14 protein-coding genes are annotated in these 14,445 nt (G+C 72.0%); 8 read left to right on the forward strand and 6 right to left on the reverse strand.

Annotation, left to right across the window (positions count from 1 at the left end; all coding sequences use genetic code 11):
- The first annotated feature begins 119 nt into the window (after positions 1–119).
- Together ACFYQ5_RS18505 and ACFYQ5_RS18510 are read left to right on the forward strand one after the other, a co-directional pair.
- A complete protein-coding gene (locus ACFYQ5_RS18505) occupies positions 120–353 on the forward strand; it encodes a hypothetical protein (protein ID WP_389198617.1) in 234 nt (77 codons plus the stop codon).
- Positions 350–664 (forward strand): hypothetical protein, encoded by a 315-nt coding sequence (locus ACFYQ5_RS18510; RefSeq protein ID WP_389198619.1) that lies wholly within the window; start codon positions 350–352, stop codon positions 662–664. Before ACFYQ5_RS18505 ends, ACFYQ5_RS18510 begins: the two co-directional genes overlap by 4 nt.
- A 192-nt stretch (positions 665–856) precedes the next feature.
- On the opposite strand, the gene ACFYQ5_RS18515 is transcribed toward ACFYQ5_RS18510, so the two are convergent.
- A complete protein-coding gene (locus ACFYQ5_RS18515) occupies positions 857–1,966 on the reverse strand; it encodes a citrate synthase 2 (RefSeq protein WP_389198621.1) in 1,110 nt (369 codons plus the stop codon).
- Positions 1,967–2,224: 258 nt separating this feature from the next.
- Here ACFYQ5_RS18515 and pdxH point away from each other — a divergent pair, with 258 nt between their 5' ends.
- Complete coding sequence (pdxH, locus tag ACFYQ5_RS18520) at positions 2,225–2,857, forward strand: pyridoxamine 5'-phosphate oxidase (RefSeq protein WP_389198750.1); 633 nt, start codon at positions 2,225–2,227, stop codon at positions 2,855–2,857.
- 4 nt (positions 2,858–2,861) lie between these two features.
- Here pdxH and ACFYQ5_RS18525 read toward each other — a convergent pair whose 3' ends face one another.
- A complete protein-coding gene (locus ACFYQ5_RS18525) occupies positions 2,862–3,467 on the reverse strand; it encodes a TetR/AcrR family transcriptional regulator (protein ID WP_389198623.1) in 606 nt (201 codons plus the stop codon).
- Positions 3,468–3,569: 102 nt separating this feature from the next.
- On the opposite strand from ACFYQ5_RS18525, the gene ACFYQ5_RS18530 reads away from it, so the two are divergent.
- Both ACFYQ5_RS18530 and ACFYQ5_RS18535 read left to right on the forward strand, forming a co-directional pair.
- Positions 3,570–4,355, forward strand: a complete 786-nt coding sequence (locus tag ACFYQ5_RS18530) for an SDR family oxidoreductase (RefSeq protein ID WP_389198625.1) — start codon at positions 3,570–3,572, stop codon at positions 4,353–4,355.
- 412 nt (positions 4,356–4,767) lie between these two features.
- Positions 4,768–6,156 carry a PAS domain-containing protein gene (locus ACFYQ5_RS18535; RefSeq protein ID WP_389198626.1) on the forward strand — a complete coding sequence of 463 codons (1,389 nt, stop codon included), beginning with the start codon at positions 4,768–4,770 and terminating at the stop codon, positions 6,154–6,156.
- Between the two features lie 62 nt (positions 6,157–6,218).
- On the opposite strand, the gene ACFYQ5_RS18540 is transcribed toward ACFYQ5_RS18535, so the two are convergent.
- Positions 6,219–6,974 carry an SIS domain-containing protein gene (locus ACFYQ5_RS18540; protein ID WP_389198628.1) on the reverse strand — a complete coding sequence of 252 codons (756 nt, stop codon included), beginning with the start codon at positions 6,972–6,974 and terminating at the stop codon, positions 6,219–6,221.
- Between the two features lie 210 nt (positions 6,975–7,184).
- Here ACFYQ5_RS18540 and ACFYQ5_RS18545 point away from each other — a divergent pair, with 210 nt between their 5' ends.
- The gene (locus ACFYQ5_RS18545) at positions 7,185–7,877 is read left to right on the forward strand and encodes a metal-dependent transcriptional regulator (RefSeq protein WP_389198629.1); all 693 of its coding nucleotides are present in this window, start codon (positions 7,185–7,187) and stop codon (positions 7,875–7,877) included.
- Between the two features lie 767 nt (positions 7,878–8,644).
- On the forward strand, positions 8,645–9,538 hold the full coding sequence (locus ACFYQ5_RS18550; RefSeq protein WP_389198631.1) for an alpha/beta fold hydrolase: 894 nt from the start codon (positions 8,645–8,647) through the stop codon (positions 9,536–9,538).
- 41 nt (positions 9,539–9,579) lie between these two features.
- Here the strand turns inward: ACFYQ5_RS18550 and ACFYQ5_RS18555 are convergent, their stop codons facing one another.
- Genes ACFYQ5_RS18555 through ACFYQ5_RS18565 form a run of 3 tightly spaced genes read right to left on the reverse strand, consistent with a single transcriptional unit; the run spans position 9,580 to position 12,763 of the window.
- Entirely contained in the window at positions 9,580–11,226 is a 1,647-nt protein-coding gene (locus tag ACFYQ5_RS18555; RefSeq protein ID WP_389198632.1) for a transporter, read from the reverse strand.
- Positions 11,223–12,047 carry an ABC transporter ATP-binding protein gene (locus ACFYQ5_RS18560; RefSeq protein WP_389198634.1) on the reverse strand — a complete coding sequence of 275 codons (825 nt, stop codon included), beginning with the start codon at positions 12,045–12,047 and terminating at the stop codon, positions 11,223–11,225. The genes ACFYQ5_RS18555 and ACFYQ5_RS18560 overlap by 4 nt, the downstream gene beginning before the upstream one ends.
- Before the next feature lie 38 nt (positions 12,048–12,085).
- Entirely contained in the window at positions 12,086–12,763 is a 678-nt protein-coding gene (locus ACFYQ5_RS18565; RefSeq protein WP_389198636.1) for a bifunctional DNA primase/polymerase, read from the reverse strand.
- A gap of 258 nt (positions 12,764–13,021) precedes the next feature.
- Between ACFYQ5_RS18565 and ACFYQ5_RS18570 the strand changes: the two genes are divergently transcribed.
- Positions 13,022–14,404, forward strand: a complete 1,383-nt coding sequence (locus tag ACFYQ5_RS18570) for a transcriptional regulator (protein ID WP_389198637.1) — start codon at positions 13,022–13,024, stop codon at positions 14,402–14,404.
- The last annotated feature ends 41 nt before the right edge of the window (positions 14,405–14,445 follow it).

The following is a 14,445-nucleotide window of genomic DNA, read 5'->3' on the forward strand; positions in this document are numbered from 1 at the left end:
GCGCGAACCCCTGGCAGCGTAGCGAGAAGCGACCTCATGCTGTGAATGATCCGTCACGGAACGCAGTCATGCGCTCCTTCGTGTGGCGCGTCCACGAAACGTGAGGAAGGCAGGAAGACATGAGGGACCGCATCGCCCGGCTTTTCGAGCTGCTGGTGAGAAGGCCGGCACCGGCAACGAAGCATCGTCCCGGCGGGATCACGACACGCTGCACCGGTGAGCGTCCGCCGCGCGGCGAGGACAGCCCGCTGGTGCGTCCGTACTACGTGGCCCACGAGAGGGAACGGCTCGCAGAGCTGAGGCGGCGGCGTGTGCTCGTCGTCGCCCGGTGCGGAGGGGAGACGGCGGCGTGAGGGCGGACTCCGGGGAAGCGCGGCTCCTCCCGTGGACGGCGGCGGACGGTAAGCCCTGCTATCTCCTCGGGGGCGGCGCGGGCACGGTGTCGCGGATCGCGGATCGGGTGGAGAGCGCTCAACTGTCCATGGCCGGGCATCTACTCGGCCACGCTGCGGACCTTCTGGCCGACCGCCGGTCGACCAGCGTCCAGGTGCACTACCTCGCCTGCCGCCTGGTCGAGTCCCTGGGCGACGTGCGGCGCGTGGCCGAGAGCCGGGGGCGAAGGCTGGACGAGAGCTCGAACGCCGACGAACCGGACGGAAGGTGATGGGGCGTCAATCGCCCTGACCGCCTTTGCGGAACGCGAATGCTGATCGAACCGGTGCGGCCGTCACCACGCTGTTCCTGTCCCGGGCCCGCGTCACCCGCGCCGACGGGACCCGGCCCGTGCACGGCAGCAGACACCCGCAGGCCGGGCGGCTGCGGGGAGCCGCCCCCACGGGCGCCCGCCCCCGCTCCGTCAGTTCCCCAGGTCCGCCAACTGGTCGTACCCCTCGATCGAGCGGGGGTCACGGGTGCCCGGGCCGACGTACGTCGCCGAGGGGCGTACCAGGCGGCCCGTCCGCTTCTGCTCCAGGATGTGCGCCGACCAGCCCGCCGTACGGGCGCAGCTGAACATCGACGTGAACATGTGGGCCGGGACCTCCGCGAAGTCCAGCACGATCGCCGCCCAGAACTCGACGTTCGTCGCCAGGACACGGTCCGGGCGGCGGGCGTGGAGCTCCTCCAAGGCGGCCTTCTCCAGGGCCTCCGCCACCTCGAAGCGCGGGGCGGCCAGCTCGCGGGCCGTGCGGCGCAGGACCCGGGCCCGGGGGTCCTCTGCGCGGTAGACGCGGTGTCCGAAGCCCATCAGCCGCTCGCCCTTGTCCAGGGCCTGCTTCACGTACGCCGTGGCGTCGCCCGTCCGCTCGATCTCCTCGATCATGCCGAGGACCCGGGACGGGGCCCCGCCGTGCAGGGGGCCCGACATCGCGCCCACCGCCCCGGAGAGTGCCGCCGCGACGTCCGCGCCGGTCGACGCGATCACGCGGGCGGTGAACGTCGAGGCGTTCATCCCGTGCTCGGCGGCCGACGTCCAGTAGGCGTCGACGGCCTTCACGTGCTTCGGGTCCGGCTCACCGCGCCAGCGGATCATGAACCGCTCCACCACGGACCCGGCCTTGTCGATCTCGCTCTGCGGGACCATCGGCAGGCCCTGGCCGCGGGCCGACTGGGCGACGTACGACAGGGCCATGACGGCGGCCCGCGCCAGATCGTCGCGCGCGGTCTCCTCGTCGATGTCGAGCAGCGGTTTCAGTCCCCACACCGGCGCCAGCATGGCGAGTGCCGACTGCACGTCGACGCGGATGTCGCCGGAGTGCACGGGGATCGGGAACGGTTCGGCGGGCGGCAGGCCGGGGTTGAACGCCCCGTCCACCAGCAGCCCCCAGACGTTGCCGAACGACACATGGCCGACGAGGTCCTCGATGTCGACGCCGCGGTAACGGAGCGAGCCGCCTTCCTTGTCGGGCTCGGCGATCTCCGTCTCGAACGCGACGACTCCTTCGAGTCCGGGTACGAAGTCGGACATGGGGCGGCTCCCTCGACTCGGCGGCGGTCTGACGGCCACGGAGGCCGTTCCACGATACTGGCGGGTTACCACGACGCGGGGAAGGGTGACGTCGGGCACAGCCTCGCGGCTCGCGGACCGGTCATCGCGGCCCTCCCCGCCGGGAAACCGGCCCGCTGCGGCAGGATGGCCCCCGTGCCCACAGCAGATGCCACTCCGTCTTCCGTGTCCGCCTCCTCTCGCGTCCCGTCATCCGATTGCACCACCGATCCGGCCGCGATGCGCGAGCAGTACCGCTCCGAGGACTTCGTCGAGAAGGATCTCGCCGCAGACCCCATGGACCAGTTCGCCCGCTGGTTCCGCCAGGTCGCCGGGGGCGGCGCGCTCCACGAGCCGAACGCGATGGTGGTGTCCACGGCCGACTCCCGGGGCCGGCCCTCCTCCCGGACCGTGCTGCTGAAGCACTACGACGGCCGCGGCTTCGTCTTCTTCACCAACTACGGCTCCCGCAAGGGCCGCGAACTGGCGGAGAACCCGTACGTCTCGCTGCTCTTCCCCTGGCACCCGCTCGCCCGCCAGGTCGTCATCACCGGCACGGCGGCCCGCGTCGGACGCGAGGAGACGGTCGCGTACTTCCGTACCCGCCCCCACGGCTCACAGCTGGGCGCCTGGGCCAGCGACCAGTCGACGGTGGTCGGCTCGCGCGCGGAGCTGACCGCCCGCTACGAGGAGCTCGCGGCCCGCTACCCGGAGGGCGAGAAGGTCCCCGCCCCGCCGCAGTGGGGCGGGTTCCGCGTCGTGCCGGACGCGATCGAGTTCTGGCAGGGCCGGGAGAACCGGCTGCACGACAGGCTGCGGTACGTACGGGAGAGCCCCGCCGTCGCATGGACGGTCGAGCGGCTCTGCCCCTGACCCGTCAGCCCGCCTCCCCGCCGGACGGCCCGGGAGGCGCGGGCAGGAGACGTACGAGGTCGAGGAGATCGGCCTCGGCGGTCTCCCGGCCCAGGAACACCGTCCGGTAGACGAGGTAACCGACCCAGCTGTCCACGACCGCGTCCAGCGGCACGCCCGGGGGCAGCTGCCCCCGGGCCGCTCCGGCCCGCAGGAGCTGCGCGGCGGGTCCGGCGTGGGCCTGGAGGAGGTCCCGCAGCTCGGCCCGCCCGGGCTCCCCGCGTTCGGTCAGCGCACCCGTCACCACACTGGGGTCGCCGAGCAGGGTCAAGGTCCGTACCAGGCCGCGCAGCCAGAGGAGCGCGTCCTCGCGTACGTCGCCCGTGTCAGGGGCCGGCCCCGGGGCGAGCCGGTCCGCGACCGCCTCGGTGATCACCGCCGCCTTGTTCGGCCACCAGCGGTAGACCGTCATCCGGGCCACCCCGGCCCGCGAGGCGATGCGCTCCATCGTCACGCCCTTGTAGCCGAGCTCGGCCACCAGCTCGCGCGTGGCCACCAGAACGGCCTCGTGGGCGTCAGGGTCGCGGCGAGGACCGCGCCGGGGACGTGAGGCGGCGGGACGGTCGTCCATGGGACCTCCGGGAGCGGGGCTGGGCGCACGGCCGGAATATCTAGACTGTACGTACTGTCTAGTCTAAAGCCATCCGGCACATCTCAGCGTGGAGGTTTCATCATGGAAGACCGGTTCAGCGGCAAGGTCGTCCTCATCACCGGCGGCGGCTCCGGTCTCGGCCGTTCGGCGGCCGTGCGGGTCGCGTCGGAAGGCGCCAGGCTGGCGCTCGTCGACGTCAGCGAGCAGGGCCTCGCGGACACGGCGGCGGCGGTGGAGAAGGCCGCGCCCGGCGCGGAGGTCCTGCGGATCACCGCCGACGTCAGCTCCGAGGCCGATGTGCGGCGGTACGTCTCCGCCACGGTCGAGGCCTACGGACGTGTCGACGGCTTCTTCAACAACGCCGGCATCGAGGGCAAGCAGAACCTCACCGAGGACTACGGCACCGACGAATTCGACCGCGTCGTGTCGATCAACCTCCGCGGAGTGTTCCTCGGCCTCAAGTACGTGCTCCCGGTCATGAAGGGCCAGGGCTCCGGCTCCGTCGTGAACACGGCCTCCGTCGGCGGCATCCGGGGCGTGGGCAACCAGTCCGGTTACGCGGCGGCCAAGCACGGAGTCGTCGGCCTCACCCGGAACTCCGGTGTGGAGTACGGGCAGTTCGGCGTCTCGGTCAAGGCGATAGCCCCCGGCGCCATCATGACCCCGATGGTCGAGGCCTCGCTCAAGCAGATCGACGCCGAGAACTGGGAGCAGGCCGGCGAGGCCTTCGTCAGCGTCAACCCGATGAAGCGCTTCGGCAGGCCGGAGGAGGTCGGCGACCTGGTCGCGTTCCTGCTCTCCGAGGAGTCCGGCTTCATCAACGCCACGGTCATCCCGATCGACGGCGGCCAGTCCGAGCAGTACTGACGGCGAGGGGCCCCTGGAACGCCCGGACGCCCCGGGACGCCCCGAGACGCAGGAACCCGCAGGCTCTGGTCCCTCCTCGCGGAGGAGCCGGCCGGACTTACCGGCGAGCCTGCGGGTCGGTGACTGCATGGGTTTCGGCAGACAGCCTGCCGAGGTGCACTGTGTGCGACGACGGGCTGTCAGCCCGCAGCCACCTCACGAATCCGATAAGACTGCACTTTTCGGATCACCTCCTTTCGACGTGTGCCCCCAGCCTAGGAACCTCCCCACGGCCGCACAAGCGAATTAACGGAGCTCCGGTGGACACCGGATTTCCTGGAAGTGGCTGTGTGGTGACCCACGTTCGAGTTCAATGGGCTGACGTGCGGTAATGCGGAACGCGAAGCGGAACACGCCCTGCGGGAGGTACGGAGTGAGTGCTTCCAGGAGCACCGGCACCACCGACGCGCTCGGTCCCGACGAGGACCCCGAGCGGAACCCGTCGGCGGCGGCGATTCCGGGGTCCCGGCTTCTCGCCGCGCTGCTCGACGGGATGGACGCCGCGCTCTGCGCGTTCGACGCGCACGGCACCATCACCCACTGGAACCGCGAGGCCGAGCGCATCCTCGGCTGGAGTGCCGCCGAGGCCGTCGGGCGACGGGGCTTCGCCGGGTGGGCCGTGCGGAGCGCGGACGCGGGCGACGTGCAGGAGCGGCTGCTGGCCGTCATGGACGCCCCGGGGCGGCAGGTCCACGAGTTCGCGCTGCTGCGCAAGGACGGCGGGCGGGTCCTCGTGCGGACCCAGTCATCGGGGGTGCGTGGTGAGGACGGGAAGCCCGCCGGGGTGTACTGCGCGTTCAGCGAGGTGCACGCGCAGATCGATCTGGAGCGGTCCATCGCGCTCAGCGAGGCCCTGTTCGAGGACGCGTCCTGGGGCGTGGTCCTCGTCGACGTCGACCTGCGCCCGACCATGGTCAACGCCTACGCGGCCCGGGCGCTGGGCGGCGGGCGCACCGCGCTGCTGGGACGGCCGCTGGGTGAGCTGATCGTGCAGGGCGTGGAGGATCTGGAGGGCGCGCTGCAGCACGTCCTCGCCGAGGGCGCGCCACCCGCTCCGGCCGAGTTGTGGGTGACGCTGCGGACCTCCGAGGGTGACCGGCGGCGCTGCTGGCGCAGTGGATTCCTGAGGCTGGCCTCGCCGTTGGCGGAGGAACCTGTTCCGCTCGGGGTCGGCTGGCTGTTCAGGGACGTCACGGCCGCGAAGCTCGCCGAGCAGGACGCGGACCGGGTGCGTTTCCGTGCGAACCAGCTGCACCGGGCGGCCCGTCAGGCGTCGGAGTGCGAGGACCCGATGGAGGCGGCGACCACGTCGTTGGACTACGCCCTGGCGGGGTTCGCCGACCACGTCGTCGTCGATCTGCTGGCGGATCTGGCGACGGGGGAGCGGCTCGTACGGGCCGCGGCCACGCCGTCCGACGCGCCGGGTCCCTGCCTGCCGGTCTCCGGTGGCTCGCTCCCGGTGCGGTACGCACCGGGGCACCCGGCCCTCCAGGCCGTGGAGCGTACGGGTTCCGTCCGTGCCGCCGCGCCGGCGGGCGCGGGCGAGGCGTGGGCCGTGGAGCAGCAGTGGCCGGGTGACTCGGTGCATGCCCTGTGCGCGGTGCTGCGGAGCCGGGGACGGACGCTGGGTGTGGTGACGTTCCTGCGCGCGGCGAACCGGAGCGCGTTCGAACGTCCCGACGTGACGTACGCGGAGAGCGTGGCGGTCCGGGTCGCCTCGGCGGTCGACCTGGCCCGGCTGACGGCCGGGCCGGGAGCCTGAACCCGAAGTCACCTCCGGCCGGAGGATCTCCGGCCCAGGTCACCAGGTGCCGGGGGAGATCCTCAGTGCCGGTAGAAGATGCGGTCGCCGTACTCCCGCATCACGCGCCCGTTCCACTCGTGTCCGCCGTCGACGTTGCCCGAGCGCAGCAGCGGCGGTTCGATCCCCCGGGCGACGAGTTCCTCCGCCGCGGTGGCCATCATGGCCTGCATCAGGGCGCTGGTGACGACCGTCGAGGCGGGCGCGAACGGCGCCTCGACGCCCTCCGCCGTCAGCTCCGCGTCACCGATCGCGATCTTGCTGTCGAGCACGATGTCGCAGTGGTCCCGGAGGAATCCGCCCGAGACGTGCCGGGACTTGGTGCCCGTCGTGTACGCGACCGAGGTGACCCCGACGACCGTCAGCCCGAGCGCCCGCGCGTTCTGCGCCATCTCCACGGGCAGCGCGTTGCGTCCGGACAGCGAGATGATCACGAGGAGGTCGCCGGAACGGGCCGGTCCGGCGTCGAGCACGGCACTCGCGAGACCGTCCACCCGCTCCAGCGCGGAGCCGAGGGTGGCCGGCATGACGTCGACGCCGAGGGTGCCGGGCACGGCGAGCAGGTTCATCAGGGCGAGTCCGCCCGCACGGTAGACGACGTCCTGTGCGGCGAGCGAGGAGTGTCCGGCGCCGAAGGCGAAGAGCCGGCCGCCCGCGGCGACGGTGTCGGCGATCGCGGCGCCCGCGGCGGCGATCGATCCGGCCTCCTCGTCGCGCACCCGCTCCAGCAGGCCGATCGCTGCGTCGAAGAACTGACCGGCGAGCTTGCTGTCGCTCATCGAGGAGGCCTTTCCTGCGGGTGTGGGCGGTCCGTACGGTGCCCGTGTCGCGGATCACGTTGCGGTCTGGACCAGTGGGCTGTCAATAGCGCTCGGGGCCGGCCGTCGGCACGGACTCCTGACGGCGGGGCACGGTTGTCGGTGCTATGCGTCAGAATTGGTGGAGGGCCATCGCACGACGACTTCAGGTCACAGCATCGAGGGGCACGAATGTCCGGACTGATCGATACGACGGAGATGTATCTCCGCACCATCCTCGAGCTCGAAGAGGAAGGCGTGGTCCCCATGCGCGCCCGGATCGCGGAACGGCTCGACCAGAGCGGTCCGACGGTCAGCCAGACGGTGGCGCGCATGGAGCGGGACGGGCTGGTCCAGGTCGCGGGCGACCGGCATCTGGAGCTGACCGGGGAGGGGCGGCGCCTGGCGACTCGGGTGATGCGCAAGCACAGGCTCGCGGAGTGCCTGCTGGTCGACGTCATCGGCCTGGAGTGGGAGCAGGTCCACGCCGAGGCGTGTCGCTGGGAACACGTGATGAGCGAGGCCGTGGAGCGCCGGGTGCTGGAGCTGCTGCGGCACCCGACGGAGTCTCCGTACGGGAATCCGATCCCGGGCCTGGAGGAGCTGGGCGAGAAGTCCGGGGCCGACCCGTTCCTGGACGAGGGCATGGTGAGCCTGGCCGAGCTCGACCCGGGCACGGACGGCAAGACCGTGGTGGTGCGTCGGATCGGTGAGCCGATCCAGACCGACGCACAGCTGATGTACTCGCTGCGACGGGCGGGCGTGCAGCCCGGTTCGGTCGTCAGCGTGACCGAATCGGCCGGCGGGGTGCTGGTCGGTTCCAGCGGGGAGGCGGCCGAGCTGAACCCCGAGGTCGCCTCGCACGTCTTCGTCGCGAAGCGCTGAACGCGGATCGAGCGGCGCTGAGCAGGGCTTGAGCGAGTGCCCGAACAGCGCTGAGCAGTGTGCGCGCGCGCACCGGCGACCCCCGCCGCACATGCAGGAGCCGGTGCGCATGCACGTGCAGATCTGAGCGGGTAAGCCCGCTTTCTGTTTTCCGCCCGGAATCGCAGCGCCCGGGCGAAACGCGTGCCAGGCTGTGGCCAGGCATGTGACCTGAGGGTGCCGGCGGACACTGCCGCGCGGTCGGGGAGGGAGCAGGGAATGCGCCCGTCGTACTGGCACGCGCACCGCGAGGTGCCTGCCGGGTTGTCCGAGGCCCTCGCGCTGTCCGAGGTACTCGCGCTTTCCGGCGCCTTCATGGCCGTGCGGGGTGTGCACACCGCCCCGGCGGGCGTTCGCGCTCCGGTGAGTCTTCGCGCCCCGGTGAGCCTTCGCGCTCCGGTGAGTCTTCGCGCTCCGGTGGTCCGCCGTGAGCGCGGACCCGTGTGTTCCGGAACAGGGGACGGCCCCGGCGCCCGAAGGTGCCGGGGCCGGTCCTCCCCTGCGCTGACCTGGAGCCCCGAGCTCTCGAAGTCAGTCCCCGCGAACCCCTGTCCCCGAGCGGTCCGCTTCCTGGAGAAGGTCTCCCCTGGGGGGCCGTCGCCAATCCTGAACCGTTGTCACTCGAACGTGGGATGTTGCGAGCCGGAAGCGAGTGTTCGAATAAATGTTCGATAGTCTGGCATGCGCGAACACACGGTGAGCGAGGAGCAGAAGGGGGTGCCAGAACTATGGTGCGACGCATCGATGTGACCGGATCCGACGGCGTACGCCTCGCGGCCTGGGAGTTCGCCGACCCGCCCAAAGAGCGTGCGGAGGTCGCACAGGCCCCCGGGATCTTGCTGCTCCACGGGCTGATGGGCCGGGCGGCGCACTGGGCCTCCACCGCCCGCTGGCTCTCCGAGCGCCACCGGCCGGTGGGCCTCGACCAGCGTGGTCACGGGCGCAGCGAGAAGCCGGCCGACGGCCCGTACACCCGCGACGCCTACGTCGCGGACGTCGAGGCCGCGATCGAACAGCTCGACCTCGCTCCCGTCACCCTCATCGGGCACTCGATGGGTGCGCTCACCGCATGGCAGCTCGCGGCGAAGCGCCCCGATCTCGTCAAGGCGCTGATCATCTGCGACATGCGGGCCTCCGCACCCGGGGCGGCCTCGCAGCGCGAATGGGAGGACTGGTTCAGGTCCTGGCCGCTCCCCTTCGCGACGCTCGCCGAGGTGCGGAAGTGGTTCGGCGAGGACGACCCCTGGGTGGAGCGGCCCAACCCCTCCCGTGGTGAGTTCTTCGCGGAGGTGATGGCCGAGAGTTCCGACGGCTGGCGGCCCGTCTTCTCCCAGGAGCAGATGCTGACGTCCCGGGCCACCTGGGTCTACGACGCCCACTGGGAGGAGCTGGCGCAAGTGCGCTGCCCCACCCTGGTCCTGCGCGGTATCGACGGGGAGCTGGGCAGGGCCGAGGCCCAGGAGATGGTCCGCGTCCTGCCGCGCGGGCAGTACGCGGAGGTGGAGGACGCCGGCCATCTCGTCCACTACGACCGCCCGGAGGGCTGGCGCAGGGCGGTGGAGCCCTTCCTGGAGCAGCTCGCCGAGGACTTCCGGGACGACCGGGAGACCGTCAGCCCCTGAACCCGGAAGCCCCGAAGCCCGGAGCCTCGTGAGCTGTCCGCTCAGCCCTTGCTGACCGCGGCGAGGATCTCCGGGAGCCGGTCCGCCGCGCGCGGCGCGGCCAGCCGTACGCCCAGCCACCCGATGAACGCCCCGTACACCGCGCCCACCGGCAGCAGCAGCCACAACTGCCCCTGCTGGTCCGCCATGTGCAGCCAGATCGTCAGCCCGATCACAGGCCCGCTGAGCACCGCGGCCGCCACCATGCCGCCGAGGACGGAGATCCAGGCGAGCCCGGCCTGCCCCGGCACCACGTTCTTGAACGCCCCGTCCTGCGGGATCGAGTACGGGAACAGCGCCGAGGCCAGGGCGCCGGTCGCCAGCATCGCGCCGAGCAGGGCGAACGACAGCCCCATCACCCCCGGCAGTGCCGCCCAGTCCCCGAGCACCGCCGAGGTCACCACCGTCACCAGGACCGTGTACGGCAGGGTGATCAGCAGCAGGGCCAGTGCCCGCGCCCGTAGTTCGAGATAGGCGTCCCGGGTCGTGGAGACCGACAGGGCCACCATCCAGAAGGCCGAGGTGTCCTGCCCGAACTGGTTGTACATCTGCATGCCGAGCATCCCGGCCGCGAAGCACGCGAAATACGCCGACCCCGATCCCTGCGCCGCGTTGAGCACCGGCACGATCAGACCGATCGCCAGCGCCGACACCCAGGCCGCCTTCGTCTTCGGATCCCGTACGACGTACCGCAGGCTCCGCTGCATCACCGTGGCCGTACGCCCGTCGGGGAGCAGCGAGAAGAGACCGGAGCGGTCCGCGCCGGACCGGCCGGCGGACGGCTCGGCGGCGGCGACCGTGGAGCCGTCCGGCGACGTCATCAGCTTCACCAGGCTCCGCTCCCACAGCCACATCAGGCCGCCCAGCGCGAGCACCGAGAGCAGCAGCTGCCCGAGCGCCGTCCCGTACGCCCCGTCCGAGGCGGAACTCACGGCCCCGAGCGCCGCGGCCGGCGGCACCCAGCGCACCACGTCCACGACCGGTTCGAGCGAGGACAGCCCGCCCGCCCGGCCCAGGCTCTGCGCGCCGAAGCTGACGAACTGGATGCCCACCGCGATCACCAGCCCGCTGAGCACCGCGAGGTCGCGGCCCTTGCGCGAGGTCAGCAGCCGGATGTTGGCCGTGGCGACGGACCGTGCCAGCGCCGCACAGACCAGCAGCGTCAGCGGTACGGCGACCACCGCGAACACCACCGCCCCGACGCCGTGCGCCACCGCGACCACCGAGCCGAGGGCCAGGGCGAGCGTGAAGAGCGGACCGATGCCGATCAGCGAGGCCACGAGCAGCGCACCGATCAGCGGGCGGGGCCGCAGCGGGAGCATCACCAGCCGGCTCGGGTCCAGGGTCTCGTCACCGCTCGGGAAGAACAGCGGCATGACCGCCCAGCCCAGCGCCACCACCGCGGTCAGCAGCACCACCAGGGTGCCGGCCTGCGCATGGCCACGGAGGGCGACCAGGCCGATCACCTGGCCCACCGCGAGCAGCAGGGTGACCACGAGGGACGCGACATAGGCGGCCCGCCGGCCGGACGACTGGCGCAGCCCGTTGCGCAGCAGCGTCAGCTTGAGCCGTACGAAGACGGGGACGAGGCCCTGACCACGTACGGCCGGGACGGCGGGACCCGTGGGGGCGGCGTCCAGGACCGTCATCGGGCACCGCCCAGCCAGTCCAGGGACTCCCCGGTGTCCCGGGCGCCCGCGCCGACCAGTTCGAGGAAGGCGTCCTGCAGGGAGGCCGCCTCGCCGCGTACCTCCGTCAGCGTGCCCTGGGCCCGGATCCGTCCCGCCGCCATGACGGCCACCCAGTCGCAGAGGGACTCGACGAGTTCCATGACGTGGCTGGAGAAGACCACGGTCGCGCCGGAACGGGTGTAGCGCTCCAGCACTCCGCGGATGGTCTGCGCCGACACCGGGTCGACGCCCTCGAACGGTTCGTCGAGGAAGAGGACTTCAGGGTTGTGCAGCAGGGCGGACGCCAGTCCGATCTTCTTGCGCATCCCGGTCGAGTAGTCCACGACCAGCTTGTGCTGGGCCCCCGCGAGATCCAGGACGTCAAGGAGCTGGGTGGCCCGCTTGTCCACCTCGGCGCCCGGAAGACCGCGCAACCGGCCCGTGTAGGCCAGGAGTTCACGTCCCGAGAGCCGCTCGAAGAGCCGCAGGCCTTCAGGGAGCACCCCGATCCGGGACTTCACCTCGACCGGGTCCCGCCACACGTCGTGGCCGCCGACCTCGATCCGGCCCATGTCGGGCCTGAGCAGCCCGGTCACCATCGACAGCGTGGTGGTCTTCCCCGCGCCGTTGGGGCCCACCAGGCCGATGAACTTGCCCGCGGGCAGCTCCAGATCGATACCGGCGACCGCGACCTGTTCCCCGAACCGCTTCCAGAGCCCCGCCACCCGCACGGCGGGCGGAGGCGTCGGAGCCGCACCCGCCGTGTCCGTCCCGCCCGAACTGTCCGCCTGGTCCGGCATGGCACTGCCTTTCGATATCCCCGCGTGTGGGGACCACCCTACGAAAGACGTGTCCGGGCGTCGGCCGCCTCCCTGGCGCAGGCGTACGCGAGCGGGGTGATCAGCTCGTCCGCTTCGGGCAGCCACAGATTGGCGCGGGAGGGGCGGCGGGCCCACTGCACGGCGCCGCGCCCCGCGACCCGGGTCGGCGGCCCGGCCACGTAATCGCCCTCACCGCGTCCCACCATGCCGATCGCCTCGGTGTCCCAGCCCAGTTGCCGTACGAGCCCAGGGGCCTTGGCGGCGGCGCCCGGCAGGGCGAAGAACAGCATGCGGCGGTCCGGGGTGCGGGTCACCGGGCCGAGCGTGAGGCCCATCCGCTCCATCCGGGCCAGGGCCAGGAAACCGGCGGACTCCGGCACGTCCAGCGCGTCGAACGTCCGGCCGGTGGGCATGAGGACCGACGACTCGGGCTGCCCGGACCACATCCGGCGGGCCGCGGCGGCGCTGCCGGTCGCCTGGCCCGCCCAGTCCGGCCGGGTGGGGTGGGCTCCGGGCGCGGCGCAGCCGGTGTCGCCGCACGAGCAGCACTCCGTCCCGCCGACGGTCTCGAGCCAGGCGCCCGGGAACACGTCCCAGTGCCGCTCCTGGGCGTACCAGGCCGCGGCCTCGAGGAGCTGTTCACCTCGCTGCCGGGGGACCTGGGGGGCTTCCGTCACTCCGATGGTCTCTTCCACGCCCCACTCAACTACCGGCGTCACCTGGGGTTACGGGCGAGCGTGCGCCCTTCGCGGCGGATCGATCCTGCACGTGGGGCGCACGGGTGCATGGACGGGGGCGCGTGGGAGGAAGCGCACCGATGCACGGGTAACCACTTGCAGGACTGCGCCAACTCACCACCGCTCGACCCGATACAGATGAATATGCGCATTTCTTGTCCCGTGCCGGGCAGTGATGCCTTCTCCGAATCACTGCGGTCCTCAGGGGGAAAACACATGGCAGCCAGGCCTCTCGTCGCCCGCCAGCCGAACGAACGGCTCCAGACGCTCATCCAGGAGGCGGCGTGTTCCAACGCCGGTCTCGCACGACGGGTCAACATGGTCGGGGCGGAGCGGGGGCTCGATCTCCGCTACGACAAGACCTCCGTGGCCCGCTGGTTGCGCGGACAGCAACCACGCGGCAGGGCGCCGGGAATCATCGCCGAGGCGATCGGGCGCAAACTCGGCCGCACGGTCACGATCGACGAGATCGGCATGGCCAACGGCAAGAGCCTGGCCTCCGGCGTCGGTCTGCAGTTCGCGCCCACCGTGCTCGGCGCCATCGAGCAGGTCTGCGAGCTGTGGCGCAGTGACGTGGGCCGCCGCGACCTGCTGTCCGGCTCGGCGGTGGCGGCCTCCGCCCTGGTCGAACCCAGCCGCGACTGGCTGATCACGGGCGCCGACCCGCAGGTGGCGCGGACGGCCGGGAGCCGGGTCGGCACGCCGGACGTGGCGGCGGTGCGGGCGATGACGGCCGCGCTCGTCGACCTGGACCACCGCTTCGGCAGCGGACATGTGCGGCCCGTCCTGGTGCACTACCTCAACAGCGTGGTGTCCGGGCTCCTTTCGGGTTCGTACCGTGAATCGGTCGGCCGCGAGCTGTTCGGCGCGGCCGCCAGACTCACCGAGCTCGCCGGGTACATGGCCGTCGACACCGGTCAGCCGGGGCTGGCCCAGCGGTACTACATCCAGGCGCTGCGTCTGGCCCAGGCCGCGGGCGACCGGGCGTACGGGGGCTACGTGCTGGCCGCTTCGATGAGCCATCTCGCGGCCCAGCTCGGCAATCCGCGCGAGATCGCCCAGTTGGCGCGGGCCGCGCAGGAGGGCGCGCGGGGACGTGTGACCCCGCGGGCGGAGGCGATGTTCCACGCGGCGGAGGCCCGGGGGCATGCCCTGATGGGCGATGCCCGCACCTGCCAGGCCGCGGCGGGCCGGGCGGTGGCCGCCCTGGAGCAGGCCGACCCGGAGAAGGGGGACGACCCCGTGTGGATCGCCCACTTCGACGCGGGTTATCTCGCCGACGAGCTGGCCCACTGCCACCGGGACCTGGGGCAGGCCGAGCCGGCCGCCCGCCGGGCGAAGGAATCCCTGGCGGCCCTCCCGGAGTCCCGGACCCGGCGCCGGGGCATCGGCCTGGTACTGCTGGCCACGGCACAGGTGCAGCAGCGTGAGGTGGAGCAGGCGTGCCACACGGGGCTGCGCGCGATGGAACTGCTGGCGACGGTGCGCTCCAGCCGCGGTGCCGAATATCTCGACGACCTCCAGCAGCGGTTCGAGCCGTACGCGAACGAGCCCGCGGTCCGGGAGTTCGGTGCCAGGCTGGAGCTCCAGGCCGCCTGACCGGCGCCCGACCCGGCACGGGTCCTGGGCGGGTCGACCAT

This window comes from Streptomyces sp. NPDC005794 (assembly GCF_042871445.1).
Taxonomy (GTDB): domain Bacteria; phylum Actinomycetota; class Actinomycetes; order Streptomycetales; family Streptomycetaceae; genus Streptomyces.